Source organism: Ilyobacter polytropus DSM 2926 (genome assembly GCF_000165505.1).
Taxonomy (GTDB): domain Bacteria; phylum Fusobacteriota; class Fusobacteriia; order Fusobacteriales; family Fusobacteriaceae; genus Ilyobacter; species Ilyobacter polytropus.
Genome location: NC_014632.1, coordinates 1325180 through 1343759 on the forward strand (window position 1 = coordinate 1325180; position 18580 = coordinate 1343759).

An 18580-nucleotide genomic window follows, 5' to 3' on the forward strand; every position below is an offset into this window, starting at 1 on the left:
TATACAAATATAAAAACCGGCCTAATTACTGGCCGGTTTTTTATATTTGTAATTTTAATAAAACTTAAATTTATCACTTTGAATTCGTACAGGAAACCTCTGTGTCTGTTGATAGTTTTTCATACTCATAATCTTTATAAGCAACTCTAAAAAATATCGTGTATAAAACTGGAATTACTCCCAGAGTAAGTATAGTTGCAAAAATAAGACCGAAAATAAGTGACACTGCCATAGGCTTCCACATATTTCCTCCAAAAAGCCATAAAGGAATTAAGCCACACAGAGTTGTCAATGTTGTCAGTATTATAGGTCTAAATCTGCTTTGGGCCGACATAACCACAGCATGGTCAGGTTCTAAACAATTTTCATTTATCTCTATATCTATCTGATCTAAGAGAACAATGGCATTATTTACAACAACTCCAGACAAGGAAACAAGTCCTATTATTGCAAAGAATCCAAAATTTTGATTACCTACTATAAGACCTACGGCCACTCCTAAAATACCAAGTGGAATGGTCAAAAGAATAATAATAGGTTTTCTTATGGAATTAAATTGTGCAACAAGAAGTAAAAGTATAAATAATCCAGCATAAGGAAGCTTTTGCCCTAGAGCATCACTCTGCTTATTGGACATTTCTGATGATCCACCTATTTCATATTTGTAATTAAGTCCTTCTGCACTTGCAGGAATTCCTGCTATATTTTTGACCTTAACTTCTTCTCCATTTTCAGCTTCCCATTCTATCACTTGTTCAGCTATCCAAGGAGACATTATTCTGTCAATTTCATTTGAAGTATGTCCACTAATAACATCGGCCTGCACTGATACAGTGTTGGTTCTGTCCCTTTTATGAATATACCCACGTTCAAACTCCATTTTTATATCTGCAACCTGACTTAATGGAATAAATTTCCCAGTAACCGAAGAGTATATTTTCATTGTGTCTAGTTTTGAAAATACAGTATTATGAGCTTCGTTTGTCCTTAGTACAATGGGAATGGATTTATCGGTTAATGGAGACTCAGGTTCTCTATAAGTTCCTATAACCATACCCTCAAGATTTACCGCCATAGAGTTAGAAACATCTTCTGAGGTCAACCCTACTTTTCTCAATCTCTCCTGATCTATGTCAATAGTCAGTTTCTTAACTTCATTTTTCCAGCTATTGATAACATTTTTAGCTATAGGGATAGAACTTAGCTTAGACTGAACTATATCCACCTTATCAAAAATATCTTTTAAATTATTACCTGATATTCTGTACTCCACATCCCTGTCTGCTGACGGACCTGTTTTCATTTTCTTTGTGGATATATCAAGATCAGGATAAAGATTTTTCATGTAATTGTCGATTTTCTCAGACATTTCAGGAATAATTTTATGATCGGTACTGTTATAGATTACATAGGCATATTCCTCTGAAGGCGCTTCTGGAGAATAAGCCAGAACAAATCTTGGAGCTCCCCCTCCGATAAAGGTACCCCAGCTCAACACACCATCTTTTTCATATTCCCGTATAGTAAATCCGCTTATAATATCTTTAAAAAATCCTACTTTTAATTCTTCATCAGGCACTTTAAAATTTTTTTTGATATACAAATCTAAGTCCTTTGCCACTTTTTCTGTAGCCTCAACAGAAGAACCCTTAGGAAGCCTCATAGTTGTAAGCATTATCTTCTGATCAGATTCAGGCATAAATTCATTTCCTGTAAATCTGAATAAAAATATCCCGGTGCAAAAGATTCCAAAAGCAAAAATTACGGTTATTATTTTATGCTTAAGCCCAAAAATCAATATTTTTCTATAATTAGTATATGTACGACTTTTATATTCATGCTCCTTGTGATCCACTTTTAAGAAAATATAACAAAGAAGAGGAACCAAGGTCATTGCAACAAGCCAAGATGAAAGTAGTGTAAAAACTACAACCTTTGCCATAGGCCCGACATATTCTCCCATTGATTCTTCTATGAGAAATATGGGTGTAAAAGCTGCCACTGTTGTCAATGAAGACATTAAAAGAGGAATTTTCAACTGGTTTGCAGATCCAAGACATGCTTCGAGCCTTGATTTTCCCTTTTCCATTGCAACCATTATACTTTCACTCATTACAATGGCATTATCAACAAGCATTCCTAGAGCGATTATAAGCCCTGCAAGAGACATCTGATCTAAATTTACTCCATAATGAGGCATCAGAATAAAAGCCATAGCTATGGAAGTAGGAATAAGGGATGCTACTATAAGCCCTGTTCTAAACCCTAAAGAAATAAGCATTACAATAAGCACTGTGGCCACTGCCTGTGTTAAGTTACTTACAAAAGAGTTTATTTTATCTTCTACCCTCTGAGGAGAGTAAGCAACGAAATCAAAGTCAACACCTATAGGATATTTTTTTTCAAGACTGTTTACATAAGCCTTTAAGTGTTCTCCCAATTTTGTATCATCCATGCCATCCTTTAATGATACCGCTATTCCTATTGATTCTTTACCGTTAAACCTTGTAATATAAGTAGCTGGATTTACATAACCTCTTTTTATATCAGCTATATCCTTCAAATAAACAATTCCAGTACTTCCAGGAGTATTTATAACTGTATCTCCTATCTCCTCTATACTCTTAAAATCCCCACTGGTATCTAGAGTCATCTTGTCATTTCCCATTACTATATTTCCAGATGAAGTAACCTGATTCCTTCCACTTATGGCATTTCTAATATCAGCAGTTGTTATACCAAGTTGTGTTAATTTTGCAGGATCGAAATTCAGATAAATTTTTTCCTGTTGATCTCCGTAAACATGTACCTTCCCAGCTTCAGGTACTTTTTTCAAGATATATTCTCTTAATTCCTCAGCTATAACAGCCAATTCATGATAGCTATATCCATCTCCTGTTACCATAATTACAGATCCGAAAACATCACCAAATTCATCATTTACAATAGGTACACTAGCGCCAGTTGGAAGATAAGGCTCAACTTCATATTTCACTTTTTTCCTAAGAGTATCCCATATAGGCTGTAGATTCCTATATTCAGGTTTTATATTTACATAGGCCGTAGACAATCCAGGAGAATTCTTGGTTTCCACATAGTCAAGCTCCTCTATATCCTGGACAACCTCTTCAACCTTGTCCCCTATAAGCTCCGACATCTGCTGGGCAGTTGCCCCTGGCCATTTGATAGTTATAGTTGCTGTTTTTATTGTAAAAGGTGGATCCTCTCCCTTTTGCATGCCCCTAAAAGTATTTAAACCTGCAAAGATAACTAGGATATACAAAATTATTATAGTGGCTCTGTTTTTTATGGAAAAATTAGTAATATCCATCTAATTTTCCTCCCTTGAAGATACGGACACCTCTTGTCCTTCTGTTATCTGAGTAACCCCAGAAGTTATAATGTAATCCCCTGATTTTATTCCACTCAATATCTCTACACCTTCAGAAGTTATCTCACCTATTGTCACTACAGATTTTATTACTTTTCCCACTCCGTCTTTTATCTCTTTTACTGTATACACATATTTTTCTCCTGCAGGATTCTGATCCAAGGCACTTATAGGAATAACAAGCCTTGCATCACTATTCTGACCGAAATCAAAACCTATTTTAGAAGACATTCCAGGTTTTATATTTTCGTCTTTTTCAAGTAGCTCTATTTTTACAGGAAAGGTATTTCCATACCCTTCTGAGGATGTACCTATCTCTTTTATTTCGCCTTTATAAACTTTTCCAGTTAAAGCACTTATTTCCACATCTACTTTTTGCCCTTTTTTTATTAGACTTATTATAGTCTCAGGTATAAAGGTTTCAGTCTGCAGTTTTTCTCCTAGACTAATTTTATAAACCGGCGTTCCTGAAGAAACAGTTTCATTTTCTTCTTTTTCTTCGGCAGTTATAAAACCATTTTCAGGTGCTATTAGCTTTGTATAGGATAGTTTTAGTTTACTTTGAGCCAGCTGCATCTCGCTTGCCTTTAGATTTGACTGGGCAGATTTTTTATAGGCTTCAAACTGAGCCAAATTAGATTCTGTAACGTCCCTGTCTGCCTTAGATGAATCATACTGACTTTTAGATACATTATCATCAAAGTATAATTTTTCAATACGGGCGTATTCATTTTTAGAATTTATTAACGAAGCCTTTGCACTCTTCATCTGTGCATTCGCCTCTGCCAATTTTGCCCTGCTACTATCATACTGGGCAGCGGCATTTTCTACATCTAATTTATAATCCTCGTTATCTAACTCTGCCAAAATCTGGCCTTTTTCTACATAATCACCTAATTTGGAATATTTTTTTATAATTGTTCCAGAAACCCTGAAACTCAAATTTGATTCAGTTTCAGATATAATGTTCCCTGCAAAGATTCTTTTGAATTCAGAAGTTTTATTTTCTGCAACTAGATATCTCACTGACCTTGGTTTTTCCTTTACTTGAACTTCTTCTTTTTTCTTTCCACAAGCTGCCAAGACTAAAATTATAAATATATAAATTAAAACTTTCTTCATTAATACGGCCCCCTACTTCGATGTAATTATATCTTTGATATTTTCAAACTCGATTTCTTTTTCGTCACTGCTATTTTCAAAATAATATTTTCCACATAATTTTTCTAACATAGCCTGAGATATGAAAAAATCAAATTTTACAGATGTTTTTTTCTGTTCTGCCCCTATCAGGCTGTTTCTGGCATCTAACATATCTGTGATTGTTATCTTTCCTTTGACGTATAATTCTGTCTTTAGTTTAAGGTTTTTTCTAGAAGATTCTGCTGATTTTTCCGCCGATCTTATTTTTCTGTAAGCTGCAGAAACTTTTGCATACTGACTAGATATATTCTTTGAAATTTCAGAAACCATAGTTTTTCTGTCAAGTTTTAACTTATCTAATTCTGCTTCTAGCTGTTTCTTAGTGTAAGTCAGCTCCCCTCCTTTATATATAGGTATAGAAAAGCCAACTCCTGCATTCCAATATTCATCAGAATCACTATTGTCAGACCCTGTTCCCCAAGGGTCTACAACATCTCTGTCATAATTTCCACTAGCTGTGACAGTAGGGACATATCTTTTTCTTTTTGCAGCCTTCAGTTCCCTTTCTTTTGCAGCTATTTTAGCATCCATACTTTTTATTTCAGAAGAATTTTCCAGACCCTGTTCGATAAAATAATTTTTGATTTTATCGAATTTCCAGGGTTTATTTAATTCATTTTCAAAATTTCTGAATAGATAAAAACCGATTATATCACCGATCCCATCTTCACTAAGGGAAAAATAAGTGTCCATTGAACTGCCTAAAAGTCTGTTAAGTTCTGAGTTTCCAGATAATATATCACTTTTTATATCTTCAAGGTTGGTTACGGAGTCAGCAAGTTCACTTTCAAAGCGATACACATCTTCAGGTCCTCCGCTTCCGATACTGTACTTTGTTTTTGCAAGACTTAAATATCTTTTTACCAGGTTCATATTATATTTTTCTATTTCAAATCTGGATTTAGATTTTAATAGGCCTAGATAAGCTTCAATTAAACTTTGAATCTGACTGATCTCTTTGCCTCTCATTTCTCCTTTTACAGCATCATAAAGTTTCTTTTGAATTGTTATATTTGAAAAGGTACTTTCATCATAGAGGGTCTGACTTATTTTACCTCCTACCTGCAATGAATTTTCTGCACCTGTAGAATAAAGCCTAGCCCGTGTATTGTCCTGCTTATCATAATCAAAAGTAGCTGTTAGATTTGGTTTTAATGCAGCTTTAGCTATTTTTACATCATAACTACTAGAGACCAAATCCTGTTTCTTTGATTTGAGTTCTGTATTGTTTTCAAATAGTTTATATAAAGCATCTTTTAAGCTTAGTTTTACAGTTCCTATTTCTGACTCATTTACCATCCTGATTTTTTCAGTTAGAAAATCTCCCGGATACAAATCTAAAACCTGAGCCACCTTGTAGTCTAGAAAAATATTTAGATTTTCTGAGTCTAGTTTTGTAGTCATTTCTGAAAACTCTCTTCCTTCACAATATTTCAGAAGATTCACAGCTGCAGCACGTATGCTTCTTTCTTGTATCTCTTTTAAAGAATATCCCATAAAAACATTGGCACTGTTTTCTGAACGAAAGAAAAGAGAAAAACTAGGAATTTTTTTTTCAGAAGCCCTTGCAACAGCCTTCTTTAAAACTATATTTTTATCTGAAACAATTATTAGACCGTCATTTTCTAATATGTCAGCAATATATTTTTCTTGAGATTCATCTAAAGAGATAATATTTATATTTTCCTTATCAAAAATCTTTTCAGATATTATTTTTTCTTTATATTTTCTTGCTGTGTTTTCAAATCCACCAGAATATACTATTCCTAGTTTTTCCATATCTTTGATCTCAGTCAGCATTTCTAAAATTTCTTTGAAATTGTAATCAGTTGAAATTAAATTTAAATTTTTAATATTTTCATTATTACCGTGGAAAAATGGCACAATTACAAGTTTATCAAAAGCACTCTTCATGTTTTCAGGTAAATTTATATCAAGAGATATAATAGCATCTATATTACTGTCATTTTGCAACTTATTTATAATATCTTTAATATCTTTTTTAAAAACAGTAACCTCTTTTTTTATTACCGGATCAAACTGAGTATTTTCAAAATTTTTCCAAAGCTCCTTTTCTAAGGTAATCTTTAAATGCTCATTGACTTCCTTGGGCTTGTCTCCATATATAACCCCTATACCTACCTCTTTTCCAAAGGACATCAGAAATATCCCAAATGTTAAAAAAAATACAAGAACCCGCCTTTTCATAATAACCTCCCATTCAGTATTAATATATTCAAGTTCAAAGCAGTTAAAATTTGTCTTTTCCTTTCATTAAAAAATCAAATTATTTCAATCAACTGTTTCATTATAAACTATACAATTGTTTCACAGTCAAGAGTTATAAAAATTTAGCAACTTTCATCCTTCCTATCATATTAAAAGGCTCAAACTCTTTAAAGAGTTTAAGCCTAAAATTTCCCAGATTAATTGAAATATCTTATCAATTTTGACCCTGTATTTCACGGATTTTAATATATAAAAATCTCAGATATTCATATTCAAAGGGAGTTCCCGTACTATAATATCTAAAATTAACATTACTTCTGTTGTCTACTGAGTTTGTTACCAGAAATTCTGTATCATTCCTGCTGGCATCTCCTAGATTCAAAGGGTCTGCATAATTCTGGACTAAGGTATCCACACCTAGGCCAGTGGCATCTCTTAAGGTGCTAGGCCCAAGAAGTGGCAAAACTAAATAAGGTCCCGACTTCACTCCATAGTAGGCCAAAGTCTGCCCAAAGTCTTCCTTATATTGCCTTAGACCAACTCGTGAGGCCAGATCAAAGAAACCTAAAATTCCAAAAGTACTATTAATTGTAAATCTGTTAAATGTTACAAGACTTTTCTTTCCCTTTAACTGAAGGGATGAGTTGAAAAAGGTTTTAATTTCACTGAGATTACTAAAAAAATTATGTACCCCTTCTTCTACAAAGTTCGGTGTTACATACCTATAGGTGTCCACAACAGGAAGAAATATATATTCGTCAAATTTTGCATTGAAATAATACACCCTTCTGTTAAAAGGTTCCCATGGATCATAGGCTCTAAAGTAATTCCCACTGTCTTCTTTCATCTTCAGTATTCTTTCATTTTCTTTGGAGATCGATTTTTTCTCTACTGAACTGCAGGATACTCCAAATACAATTAAAATTAGAACTATCATATATTTAATTTTCATGGGCAAACACCCCTTTTTGAAAGTATCTTACCATGTTTTCCACATTGGTCGTATAATACATATTTCCACAGTGTCCGCCTCTAGGATATATTATACTTCTTCCTTTAAAAGTCTCTTTTAAAAATTTCAAATTATCAGGAGTTAATATAAGTTCGTCTTCATTGGTTACCATAGCTATTTTTTCACTTTTTATTAGATAATCTTTGATCTCATGTATATCGGTTTTTGAGATGAGCTCTTCTAAAGTAAGACCATCGTATATCTCTGCATAATAAGGATAGGCTATATTTCTCACGTATTCAGTAAAACTTGCAAAATTAATGTTATCCAGATAAGGGTCTAAAGATTCAAACTTCCCTATATCTCTGTCTTTAGGAACATAGACTCCTCTTTTATTGAGAACATCACCTAAATAATTGACATCAATTGCCGCTACTCTAAAGGCTATTCCTATAAGTGCAGCAAGTTCTTTTTGAGAAAGATAATTGTCTTTAAAAGAATCATAAATAGTATCTTCATTTATCTCTACATTGTCCCCTTTTATATGCTGCCCTAACTCTCGGTAGATTTTCTCCAGAAACTGGCCTACATTTTTTCTTCCTCCTGGAATATTGTTATCTAACATATCATCTAGTATCTTTGCAGATTCATAAAGGTTCACTGCAGGATTTACCATAAGCACCCTTTTGAAATTAAAATATTTTTCTTCATCATCAAGCATGGTCACATAGGCAGCCTGTGTGCCTCCTAGACTGTAGCCCATGAGATAAAACTCCTCTATATCTACCTTATCTTCTATCTCTTTGTAAATATATTTCATCACCTTATATACATCATGACTGTCATTAAATAAAACCCCAGGCATTTTGATATTTGATGCCGTAATTAAAAAATTTGGGTTTACAGGAGAAGAAATAGATACAACATGAAATCCTGCATCATAAAATATTCTCTCAAAACTCTTCATCTTCCATGATGAATAAGATGTTCCTGTCCCTGCTATCAGAAATATCAAGGGAGCCTTATGGTTTTGTTTTACAAGGGAAAACTGAAACCCTTTGTGATACCATAAATGTTTTGGTGGTTTCTCATCAGGATTTATTTGGATCGTATATTCTCGCCTTGGAACTTCTTCACTTACTCCACTTGTCATCATATTTGAACTTCCTATTACTGTTGCTATATACGGGTCCTCAAAGGGATAATTGTATTCTCTTTGGGAATAGGAGGTCATACTTATAATTAAGACAAAAATAAATATTATTTTTTTCATTCGTTAGCCTCCTTTGTCTATCTACTCAACTAATCTTACACCACTTAAAAATACAACTCAAATTAAAATAAGTTAATCTAAAATCCATTTTATTCACTATAGAAAAAATAATTTCACCTAGGGTGCTTTTAATTTCAAATTAAAGTATTGAATTTATCCAAAGTTTCCGTTACTTTTCCTTGATGAAAAGTAACCAAAAATCAAGGCCTGTGAAAAATAAGCTAAATGCCTTCGGAAATCTAAGTAAAAATCAAAACTCGCTTTGCTCAGACAGTTGATTTTTTCTAGAGATTTCTCTCAGTCATTCTTAACGCTTATTTTATCAATGGCCAAAAACTTAAAAAAAACTTTTGTGTGAATAAACCTTGGTAAACCTTTGCGCTTATTTCTTATAGATAGATCATACGGTTTTATATTTTTTGAATTTCAAGTCGCAGGGCTTATACAGGAAAGAACCTGCACTCAGCCGTCCTACAGAATAAGTTCCGCAGGGAACCGAGGACTGTAGCTTACAAAGGCGATAAAAGAAATATCTACTTCCTAGACATTTGAAAATTCTTGAACTTTTGGTTACTTTTCTTTCAAGAGAAAAGTAACAGGTTCAAATAAAGTCAGTAATTTACAAGAATTTATTAAAAATAATTTCTATTTAATATTTAAATTAGCTCTTTTAAAAGTTTTTCCTTTTATAATGATAAAATACTGTTTTTAAATGCATCAAAAATATTAATATTTTCAACATTTTCAGAGTATTAGTGTATTTTTTTCACATGAACTGTCCAACTTTTGACTCGAATTTTTAGATTACTTTTTGATCTTTTGAAGATTATAAAGTGTTCAAAATTTAACTATAAATTAATCTAATGGTTTTTAACCACCGTTTTTATTAGTTTTTTAACCATAATTTTTTTAAAAAAACAAAAGATTAAATTTTAATCTTTTAACTTGACATTTTTTTCACTTAGATGTATCATCTAGTTGAGAACAAAGAAATAATTTTTTCACAATCTAAATAACAAATAAAATTATATTTTATAAAGGGGGATATTATGACAATCGAACAAACTATCGTAAATGTAAGATTAGCTCAAAAACAATACTCAACTTTTACTCAGGAACAGGTGGACAAAGTTTTTAGAGAAGCTTCTCTGGCTGCCAACGCTTCAAGAATCAAACTTGCTAAAATGGCTTTTGAAGAAACTGGAATGGGAATAGTAGAGGATAAGGTTATAAAAAACCACTTCGCCTCTGAATATATCTACAACCAATATAAAGACGTTAAAACTTGCGGAATAATAGAAAAAGATGCTTCTTATGGAATAACTAAAATAGCTGAACCTATCGGGGTTATCGCTGGAATAGTTCCCACTACAAACCCTACTTCTACAGCTATATTCAAAGCTCTTATTGCATTAAAAACTAGAAATGCTATTATTTTCTCTCCACACCCGAGAGCAAAAAAAGCAACTGTTGAAGCTGCTAGAATAATAAGAGATGCTGCTGTAAAGGCAGGGGCTCCTGAAAATATCGTAGGATGGATAGAAGAGCCTTCTATCGAAGCTTCAAATACACTTATGAGATCTGCTGACCTTATCCTTGCAACAGGTGGACCTGGAATGGTAAAAGCGGCTTACTCTTCTGGTGTACCGGCTATAGGGGTTGGAGCAGGAAACACTCCTGTAATCATTGATGATACTGCACATATTAAAATGGCTGTAAACTCAATACTTCTTTCTAAAACTTTTGATAACGGAGTAATCTGTGCTTCTGAGCAGGCTGTAATTGCAACAGAAAACATCTATGAAGAAGTTAAAAAAGAATTAGCAGACAGAGGAGCATACATACTAAAGGGAGACGAAATTTCTAAAGTTGGAAAAACAATAGTAATTGACGGTCACTTAAATGGAGATATTGTAGGACAATCTGCATATAAAATTGCAAAGATGGCAGGAGTAGATGTCCCTGAAAATGCAAAAGTACTTGTAGGAGAAGTGGAATCAGTAGAATTAGAAGAGCCATTCTCACACGAAAAACTTTCTCCTGTATTAGCTCTTTATAAAACAAAGTCTTTCGATGAATCTTTAAAGAAAGCCGACAGATTAATAGAATTAGGTGGAATGGGACATACTTCTGTTCTTTATGTTGATGAGCTAGACGGAGTTGATAAAATATCTAAATTCTCAAACACAATGAAGACAGGAAGAACTCTTATAAACATGCCTGCAGCCCAAGGTGCTATCGGAGATGTATTTAACTTTAAACTAGCTCCTTCTCTTACTCTTGGTTGCGGAAGCTGGGGAGGAAATGCAGTTTCTGAAAACGTAGGAGTTAAACATCTTATAAACATAAAAACTGTAGCTGAAAGGAGAGAAAACATGCTTTGGTTCAGAGTTCCTGAGAAAGTTTACTTTAAATACGGTTCTCTTCCTGTTGCATTAAATGAGCTTCAAGGGAAGAAAAAAGCTGTCATTGTTACAGATTCAGTGCTAGCTTCACTCGGATATACAGATCATATCACAAAGGTTTTAGAAGATATCGGGGTAGACTTTAGAATATTCTCTGATGTACAAGCTGACCCTACTTTATCTATAGTAAAAAAAGGTGCTGAAATGATGCAAAGTTATCAGCCTGACATAATCATAGCCCTTGGTGGAGGATCTCCTATGGACGCCGCCAAAATTATGTGGGTAATGTATGAGCATCCTGAAGTAGATTTCCAAGATCTTGCTATGACATTTATGGATATCAGAAAGAGAATAGTTGAATTCCCTAAAATGGGTGGAAAGGCTAAATTCTGGGCTGTAACTACATCTGCAGGAACCGGTTCTGAAGTTACTCCGTTTGCAGTAATCACAGACGACAAGACAGGAATCAAGTATCCATTGGCAGATTATGAACTTACTCCTGATGTAGCTGTAGTTGATCCACAATTAATGCTTTCTATGCCTGCGGGTCTTACTGCTGCATCTGGTATAGACGTAATGACTCACGCTATTGAAGCCTATGCCTCTATACTTGCATCTGACTTTACAAACCCTCTAGCCTTAGAAGCTATGAGACTTACATTAAAATATCTTCCTGAATCAGTAAAGGGCGGAGCAAAAGCTAAAAAAGCTAAGGAAAAAATGGCAAATGCATCTTGTGCTGCCGGTATGGCATTCTCAAATGCATTCCTAGGTGTATGTCACTCAATGGCTCATAAACTAGGTGCTGCATTCCACCTTCCTCACGGAACTGCAAATGCTCTTTTATTAGATGAGGTAATCAGATTTAACGCTACTGACAAACCGTTAAAAATGGCTGGTTTCGCACAATATAAATATCCAAATGCTAAGAGTAGATATGCAAAAGCTGCTGACTACTTAGGTCTTACAAAAGGAAATGAAAATCCTGAAGAGAAAACTAAACTTCTAAGAGCTGCTATAAGAAATCTTAAAGAAGAGATCGGTATAAAGGCAACTATCGCTGACTACGGAATCTCTGAACAGGAATTCTTAGGAAAACTTGATCAAATGGTTGAAGATGCATTTGACGACCAGTGTACAGGTGCAAACCCTAGATATCCTCTTATGGAAGAACTTAGAGAGATGTACCTAAGAGCTTACTACGGAGTTGAAAAATTCAACGAAATAAACAACCTTAAAGTTACAAAAGAAAAAACTAAAGAAAAAGCTCACGAAAAAAAAGCTCAATAATTAAAAATTTTTAACAAGGGATTTATTTCAGGAAAATTATCAGATAAATACCTCACAAGGTACAGAATATGAAATGTCCATAAAAGTCTTATAAATGCTCACTCAAAAGATCTGATAATTCACCTCTGTACCAAAAAGCCTCCATTCTTAATAAGAATGGAGGCTTTTTTATTTTTTTATATATAAATATTTAATTTTAATATATGTCGTATCCTGCATCTATAAGTTCTCTTTTTATTATCTCTCTGTGCTCCATGTCAGCACATTCAATTACAAGATCCATCTCATACTTTCCTATTTCAAGATTTTCTCTAAACATAGACTGATATATCTGAATTATATTTGCATTCTGATTGGTTATTCCTTCCAGAAGGTCTTGAAGGGCCCCTGCCCTGTCAGGAATATCCACCCTGAACCTAAATCTTCTACCCTCTTTTATAAGGGCCTCATTTAATATTCTTTCCATAAAATTCACATCTATATTTCCACCGGAAATTATAGACACTATTTTTTTACCTGTCATTTTCAGTTTTCCAGAAATTACAGCTGCCAGAGATGCAGCTCCTGCACCTTCAGTTACTACTCTGTTTTTTTCTATGAGAAACAATATAGCCTGAGCTATCTCAGATTCAGTAACGGTAATTATCTCATCAACATATTTTTTAATAAGGCCATAGGTCACCTCTCCTGCCTTTCTAACTGCTATACCATCGGCAATTGTAGAGTTTGTATTTATCTCATGGACATAGCCTTTTTGAAGAGCTGATTTCATTGAGGCAGCATTTGAGGCTTCTACCCCGATTACCTTTATATCTGGGTTTATAGATTTTACAGCTACCGCTATCCCTGCTAGAAGACCTCCTCCACCTACAGGAACCACGATAGCATCAACGTCTTCTAAATCCTCTAATATCTCTAGCCCTATTGTTCCCTGACCTGCGATAACACATTCATCATCAAAGGGATGTACAAAGGTAGCCCCAGTTTCTTTTTGAATCTCACAGGCTTTTGCATAGGCATCATCATATACAGGACCATGCAATATTACCTCTGCACCATAACTTCTGGTTGCAGACACTTTAGCAAGAGGAGCATTTTTTGGCATAACTATTGTTGCCTTGATCCCCATATCTTTTGCACCTAGTGCAACACCTTGAGCGTGGTTACCTGCAGAAGATGCTATTACACCTTTTGATTTTTCATCTTCAGTAAGATTGGATATTTTATTTAAAGCTCCTCTTATCTTAAAAGAACCTGTCTTTTGAAGATTTTCCAGTTTAAGATATACCTCATTTCCAGTTATTTCACTCAAAGCCGGACAATCAGCCAAAGCAGTTCTTTTCACAGAACCCTTTAAAGTATTGTGTGCTTTTTTTATATCTTCTAATGCTACTGTCATAATTCCTACCCCCCATAAGATTATATCAATTAATTTTTTTAGATTTAAAAATGAATATTTACAAAATAAAAAGAGCTTAAACCTTTTTGGCTCAAGCTCAATGTATATTTTATACTCTCAAGCTCAGGCCTCTTCTGGTTTGTATCAAAATGAGGTCTGAACTTCTATGTTAAAAACGCTAGTTTTTAAACAGTCCACACCTGAGAGCTAATTATTATTATAATATTTTCATATTTTTTTTCTTTAAGAAATATATTCATATTTAATTCTCCAAAAATAATTTTATATTTAAATATAGTACATTTATTTAGTCCTATTGTCAACCTTTTTTTAATATCTAACAGTCTTTGACAAAGAATCTCAGGAGTGATATAATCAAAATAAAAATACAAAGATCTTTAGGGGCGGGGTGTAATTCCCCACCGGCGGTATAGTCCGCTAAGGCTTTTGCCTTGATTCGGTGAAATTCCGAAACCGACAGTTATAGTCTGGATAGGATAGAGATCACAGCATATTTTATACAATGCTGTTTTTAGAATTATAAGCCCCTTTTTCGGGGTTTTTTTATTTACTGGAGGTTTTCATGAATTCTTATAAAAACAAAGAAATGATAGGTGCTCTGTTTATCTGTGGTGCAGCAGTCTTATGGGGATTTGACGGGGTAGTCCTGACTCCTAGACTATACTCTCTAAGCGTTCCACTGGTAGTGTTTATATTACATCTACTTCCTTTTGCAGGAATGTCTGTTTTATTTGGAAAAGAAGAAATAAAAGCAGCAAAAAAAATACCTAGAAAAGATTTTATCTATTTTTTCCTGATTGCTTTATTCGGAGGTTCTATAGGTACTTTAGCCATTGTAAAAGCCCTGTTTTTAGTTAATTTCAAGCACCTCACTGTGGTGACGCTTCTGCAAAAACTCCAGCCTGTTTTTGCTATAATTCTTGCCAGGATTATATTAAAGGAAAAAATAGGAAAAAATTTCCTTTTATGGTCTTCTATATCATTATTAGCAGGATATTTTCTAACCTTTGAATTTCATGTTCCGGAAATAGCAAATGGAGGAAATATGTTCAAGGCCAGTCTTTTATCTCTCCTTGCAGCATTCTCATTTGGAAGCGGTACGGTATTTGGTAAAAAAGTCCTGGAAAACTCTTCTTTCAGGACTGCTCTGTATTTAAGGTATGGCTTTACCAGCCTTATAATGTTTTTAATAACTCTTTATACAGGAAGTCTCGGAGGCATATCAGCCACTACAAAAACACACTGGATTATTTTTACAATAATCGGTCTTACCAGCGGTAGTGGAGCAATACTGCTTTACTACAAGGGATTAAATTACATAAAGGCAAATGTTGCTACCATGTGTGAACTTTGTTTCCCCATATCGAGTATATTATTTGATTATATATTCAACGGGAATATTCTAAGTCCAGTCCAATGGATCAGTGTCTTTATAATGCTTATATCTATATATAACATCACCCAAAACAACTCCAAACATCAAAATGAAGAAATTTCTCAAAATATATAAAAATCTCTCCTGGGGAGAGATTTTTTTATGCCTTCTATTTGGATTTCAAGAAGCCTTAACTTCTAATGATTATAACTAATTTATAAAATATTACCTTGAAAAAGCAAAAAAGTTTCTCTATAATTTAAATAAAAACAGGAGGTAAAATTATGATTTATGATTTAATTAAAAATACCAGATCTATCAGAAGCTTTGGAGATAAAAAAATAACCAAAGAAGAGATAATGGAAATAATGAAGTGTGTAAGATTGTCAGCTGCTAGCAGAAATCTGCAAGGAATTAAATATATAACTGTAATTCAAGAGGAAAGCTTAAAAAAAGTATTTCCACTCACACACTGGGCTGGTCTTCTAGAATGGAACCCTTCAGAATCAGAAAGTCCCTCGGCATACATTCTCATGTGCAGTGATAAAAATCTTCCTCTTCCGGAAAAGTCTCTTTACTGTGATATAGGTATCGCCGCTCAAAATATTATGCTAAAAGCTACAGAGATGGGGTATGGAGGCTGTATGATCGGAGCCTTTGACAAAAATAAAGTCAAAGAAGCAATGAATATAGCAGATGACTTTCAGGTGGAGCTTATCATAGCTCTAGGAGAATCTGCAGAAAAGATAAAAATTATAGACGCAAAAAATGGAAAGATAAATTATTTCAGAGATGAAAATAATGTTCACTATGTACCTAAAAGGCCTTTAAACGAGCTTATAATTGATGAAAAATAAAAACAGAGGGTGACCCGAAAGGGTCTGCCCTCTATTTTGATGCTTTTATCAAAAGATTAGTTATCTTGTTGGAAAATTCCACAGGATCATCTAACTGGAACCCCTCTACAAGAAGTGCCTGATTGTAAAGAATATCAGCATAGTCTACAATTTCCTCAGGTGATTTTTCATAAATAGATTTTAAAGCCTTAAATAGATTGTGAGATGGATTTATCTCTAAAATTCTTTCTGCCTTTACAGCATCTTCTTGTCCAGGAATATCCTTCATAACTTTCTCCATCTCAAAAGAAATACCGTTTTCACCGCTTACCAAGCAGACTGCACTTGATTTTAATCTGTTTGTTAGTTTTACCTTGGATATTTTATCCTTCAAGGCATCTTGAATTCCGTCTAAGAGATTTTTGTTTTCTCCTTCACTCTCTTCTAAAATCTTTTTTTCCATCTCGTCTTCAAGGTCTAAATTTGACTCAGTAACAGATTTAAAAGGCTTTCCGTCAAACTCCATAAGAGTTCTTATGGCAAACTCGTCTACACGTTCATTCAGGAAAAGAACTTCATAACCTTTTTCCTTTACTGCTTCCATCTGAGGCATTTTTTTAAGGGATTCAAGATCCTCACCTGAGACATAATATATCTCCTTCTGATCCTCAGTCATTCTGCTAACATATTCAGAAAGAGTTGTTTTATCATCACTGAAAGTGCTATGGAAAATCAAAAGATTTTTAAGATTATCTTTATGTAAACCATATTCACTGTATATACCTGCTTTTATATCCGTACCGAAGGCATCCCAGAAAAGCTCATATTTTTTCCTGTCATTCTTCAATAAATTTTCTAACTCTCTCTGAATTTTTTTCTGTATATTTTTACCTAGGCTCTGCAGCTGTCTGTCCTGTTGAAGTATTTCTCTTGATATATTAAGTGAAAAGTCGGCAGAATCTACTAAACCTTTTACAAATCTAAAATGGTCTGGAACAAGTTGTTTGCACTTATCCATAATAAATACATTTTTGGTGTAAAGTTGAAGTCCCTTTTCATAGTCCTTAGTATAAAAATCCATAGGTGTTCTTGACGGGATATAAAGAAGAGCAGTGTAATCTATATTTCCCTCTACTTTTATATGAATATTCATAAGTGGTTTTTCCCAATCATGAAATTTTGAAATATAAAACTCGTTATATTCTTCTTCAGTTACATCAGTTTTATTTTTTTTCCAGATAGGAATCATAGAATTTAAGGTTTCCATAATTTTTTCTGTTTTATCCCCATCTTTTTTTTCAACTTCTAGGTTTATAGGATATCTTACATAATCAGAGTACTTTTTAATCAACTCTCTTATTTTGTATTCTTCTAAATATTCGTCGTTTGGATTTTCTTTATCCTCTCTTATATGAAGGGTTATCTCTGTACCCCTCTTCTCTTTTTTAATCTCATCTATTACAAAGGTATTTTTCCCGTCTGACTCCCATTTATAAGCTTTTTCCTCTCCAGCTCTTCTTGTGGCAACTGTTATCTTCTCAGCTACCATAAAAGCAGAGTAAAAACCTACACCAAACTGTCCTATTATCTCTAGGTCAGATTGTTTCTTAGATTCTTTCATTGCCTTCATAAAAGCCTTTGATCCTGACTTGGCAATAGTACCTAGATTCGCAACTAACTCATCGTGATTCATCCCTATACCGTTATCAGATATCTTTATAACTTTTTTATCCTTTGACGCTGCTATCTCTATTTTAAAATCCTGATCTCCTTCTAAAAGCCCTTTATCTGTAATAGATAAAAATTTTAGTTTATCTATTGCATCACTTGCATTGGAAACCAACTCCCTTAAAAAAATTTCTTTGTGTGTGTAAATCGAGTGGATTACCAGATTTAAAAGTTCACTGGTTTCTGTTTGAAAATTTAAAGTTTCTTTTGACATTTTTGTCCTCCTTGTTAGCAATTGTTTATAATGAGTGCTAATATTTTTTTAACATATTTTTAAATATATGTCAAGTATATGTCGACTTCAACTTTCTTTTCATTAGAGAATGTATTTTGATTTCATTTTTTTTTGAACTTTATGTATATAAGGGTTTTAATGTATCTATAGCAGAAAAAAAATATTATTTTAATTGTAAAAATTTTAAAAATAGAATATTATAGAGGATATAAACAAAATTTAACAATGAAGGAGAATCATTTT

The 18580-nt window shown here is 33.6% G+C and carries 10 protein-coding genes and 1 riboswitch; of the genes, 3 read left to right on the top strand and 7 right to left on the bottom strand.

The window, feature by feature from the left end; translation table 11 throughout:
• Positions 1 to 73 precede the first annotated feature (73 nt).
• The 5 genes from ILYOP_RS06170 to ILYOP_RS06190 all read right to left on the bottom strand — a co-directional run bounded on the left by ILYOP_RS06170 (position 74) and on the right by ILYOP_RS06190 (position 9048).
• Positions 74 to 3331, bottom strand: coding sequence for an efflux RND transporter permease subunit (locus ILYOP_RS06170; protein WP_013387673.1), 3258 nt, complete (start codon positions 3329 to 3331; stop codon positions 74 to 76).
• Positions 3332 to 4513: an efflux RND transporter periplasmic adaptor subunit gene (locus tag ILYOP_RS06175; protein ID WP_013387674.1), complete on the bottom strand. Its 1182-nt coding sequence runs from the start codon at positions 4511 to 4513 to the stop codon at positions 3332 to 3334.
• A gap of 12 nt (positions 4514 to 4525) precedes the next feature.
• Positions 4526 to 6802, bottom strand: a complete 2277-nt coding sequence (locus ILYOP_RS06180; protein ID WP_013387675.1) for a TolC family protein — start codon at positions 6800 to 6802, stop codon at positions 4526 to 4528.
• Positions 6803 to 7037: 235 nt separating this feature from the next.
• Positions 7038 to 7775, bottom strand: coding sequence for an MlaA family lipoprotein (locus ILYOP_RS06185; protein ID WP_013387676.1), 738 nt, complete (start codon positions 7773 to 7775; stop codon positions 7038 to 7040).
• A complete protein-coding gene (locus ILYOP_RS06190) occupies positions 7765 to 9048 on the bottom strand; it encodes an alpha/beta hydrolase family protein (RefSeq protein WP_013387677.1) in 1284 nt (427 codons plus the stop codon). Before ILYOP_RS06190 ends, ILYOP_RS06185 begins: the two co-directional genes overlap by 11 nt.
• Before the next feature lie 1049 nt (positions 9049 to 10097).
• Between ILYOP_RS06190 and adhE the strand changes: the two genes are divergently transcribed.
• Complete coding sequence (gene adhE, locus ILYOP_RS06195; protein WP_013387678.1) at positions 10098 to 12743, top strand: bifunctional acetaldehyde-CoA/alcohol dehydrogenase; 2646 nt, start codon at positions 10098 to 10100, stop codon at positions 12741 to 12743.
• A gap of 196 nt (positions 12744 to 12939) precedes the next feature.
• On the opposite strand, the gene ilvA is transcribed toward adhE, so the two are convergent.
• On the bottom strand, positions 12940 to 14142 hold the full coding sequence (gene ilvA / locus ILYOP_RS06200) for a threonine ammonia-lyase (RefSeq protein WP_013387679.1): 1203 nt from the start codon (positions 14140 to 14142) through the stop codon (positions 12940 to 12942).
• A gap of 391 nt (positions 14143 to 14533) precedes the next feature.
• Positions 14534 to 14650: riboswitch (FMN riboswitch) on the top strand.
• Between the two features lie 75 nt (positions 14651 to 14725).
• Between ilvA and ILYOP_RS06210 the strand changes: the two genes are divergently transcribed.
• A complete protein-coding gene (locus ILYOP_RS06210; RefSeq protein WP_013387680.1) occupies positions 14726 to 15673 on the top strand; it encodes a DMT family transporter in 948 nt (315 codons plus the stop codon).
• A 149-nt stretch (positions 15674 to 15822) separates the two neighbouring features.
• Entirely contained in the window at positions 15823 to 16395 is a 573-nt protein-coding gene (locus tag ILYOP_RS06215) for a nitroreductase family protein (protein ID WP_013387681.1), read from the top strand.
• Positions 16396 to 16426: 31 nt separating this feature from the next.
• Here the strand turns inward: ILYOP_RS06215 and htpG are convergent, their stop codons facing one another.
• Positions 16427 to 18316 (bottom strand): molecular chaperone HtpG, encoded by a 1890-nt coding sequence (gene htpG / locus ILYOP_RS06220; protein ID WP_013387682.1) that lies wholly within the window; start codon positions 18314 to 18316, stop codon positions 16427 to 16429.
• Positions 18317 to 18580 lie beyond the last annotated feature (264 nt).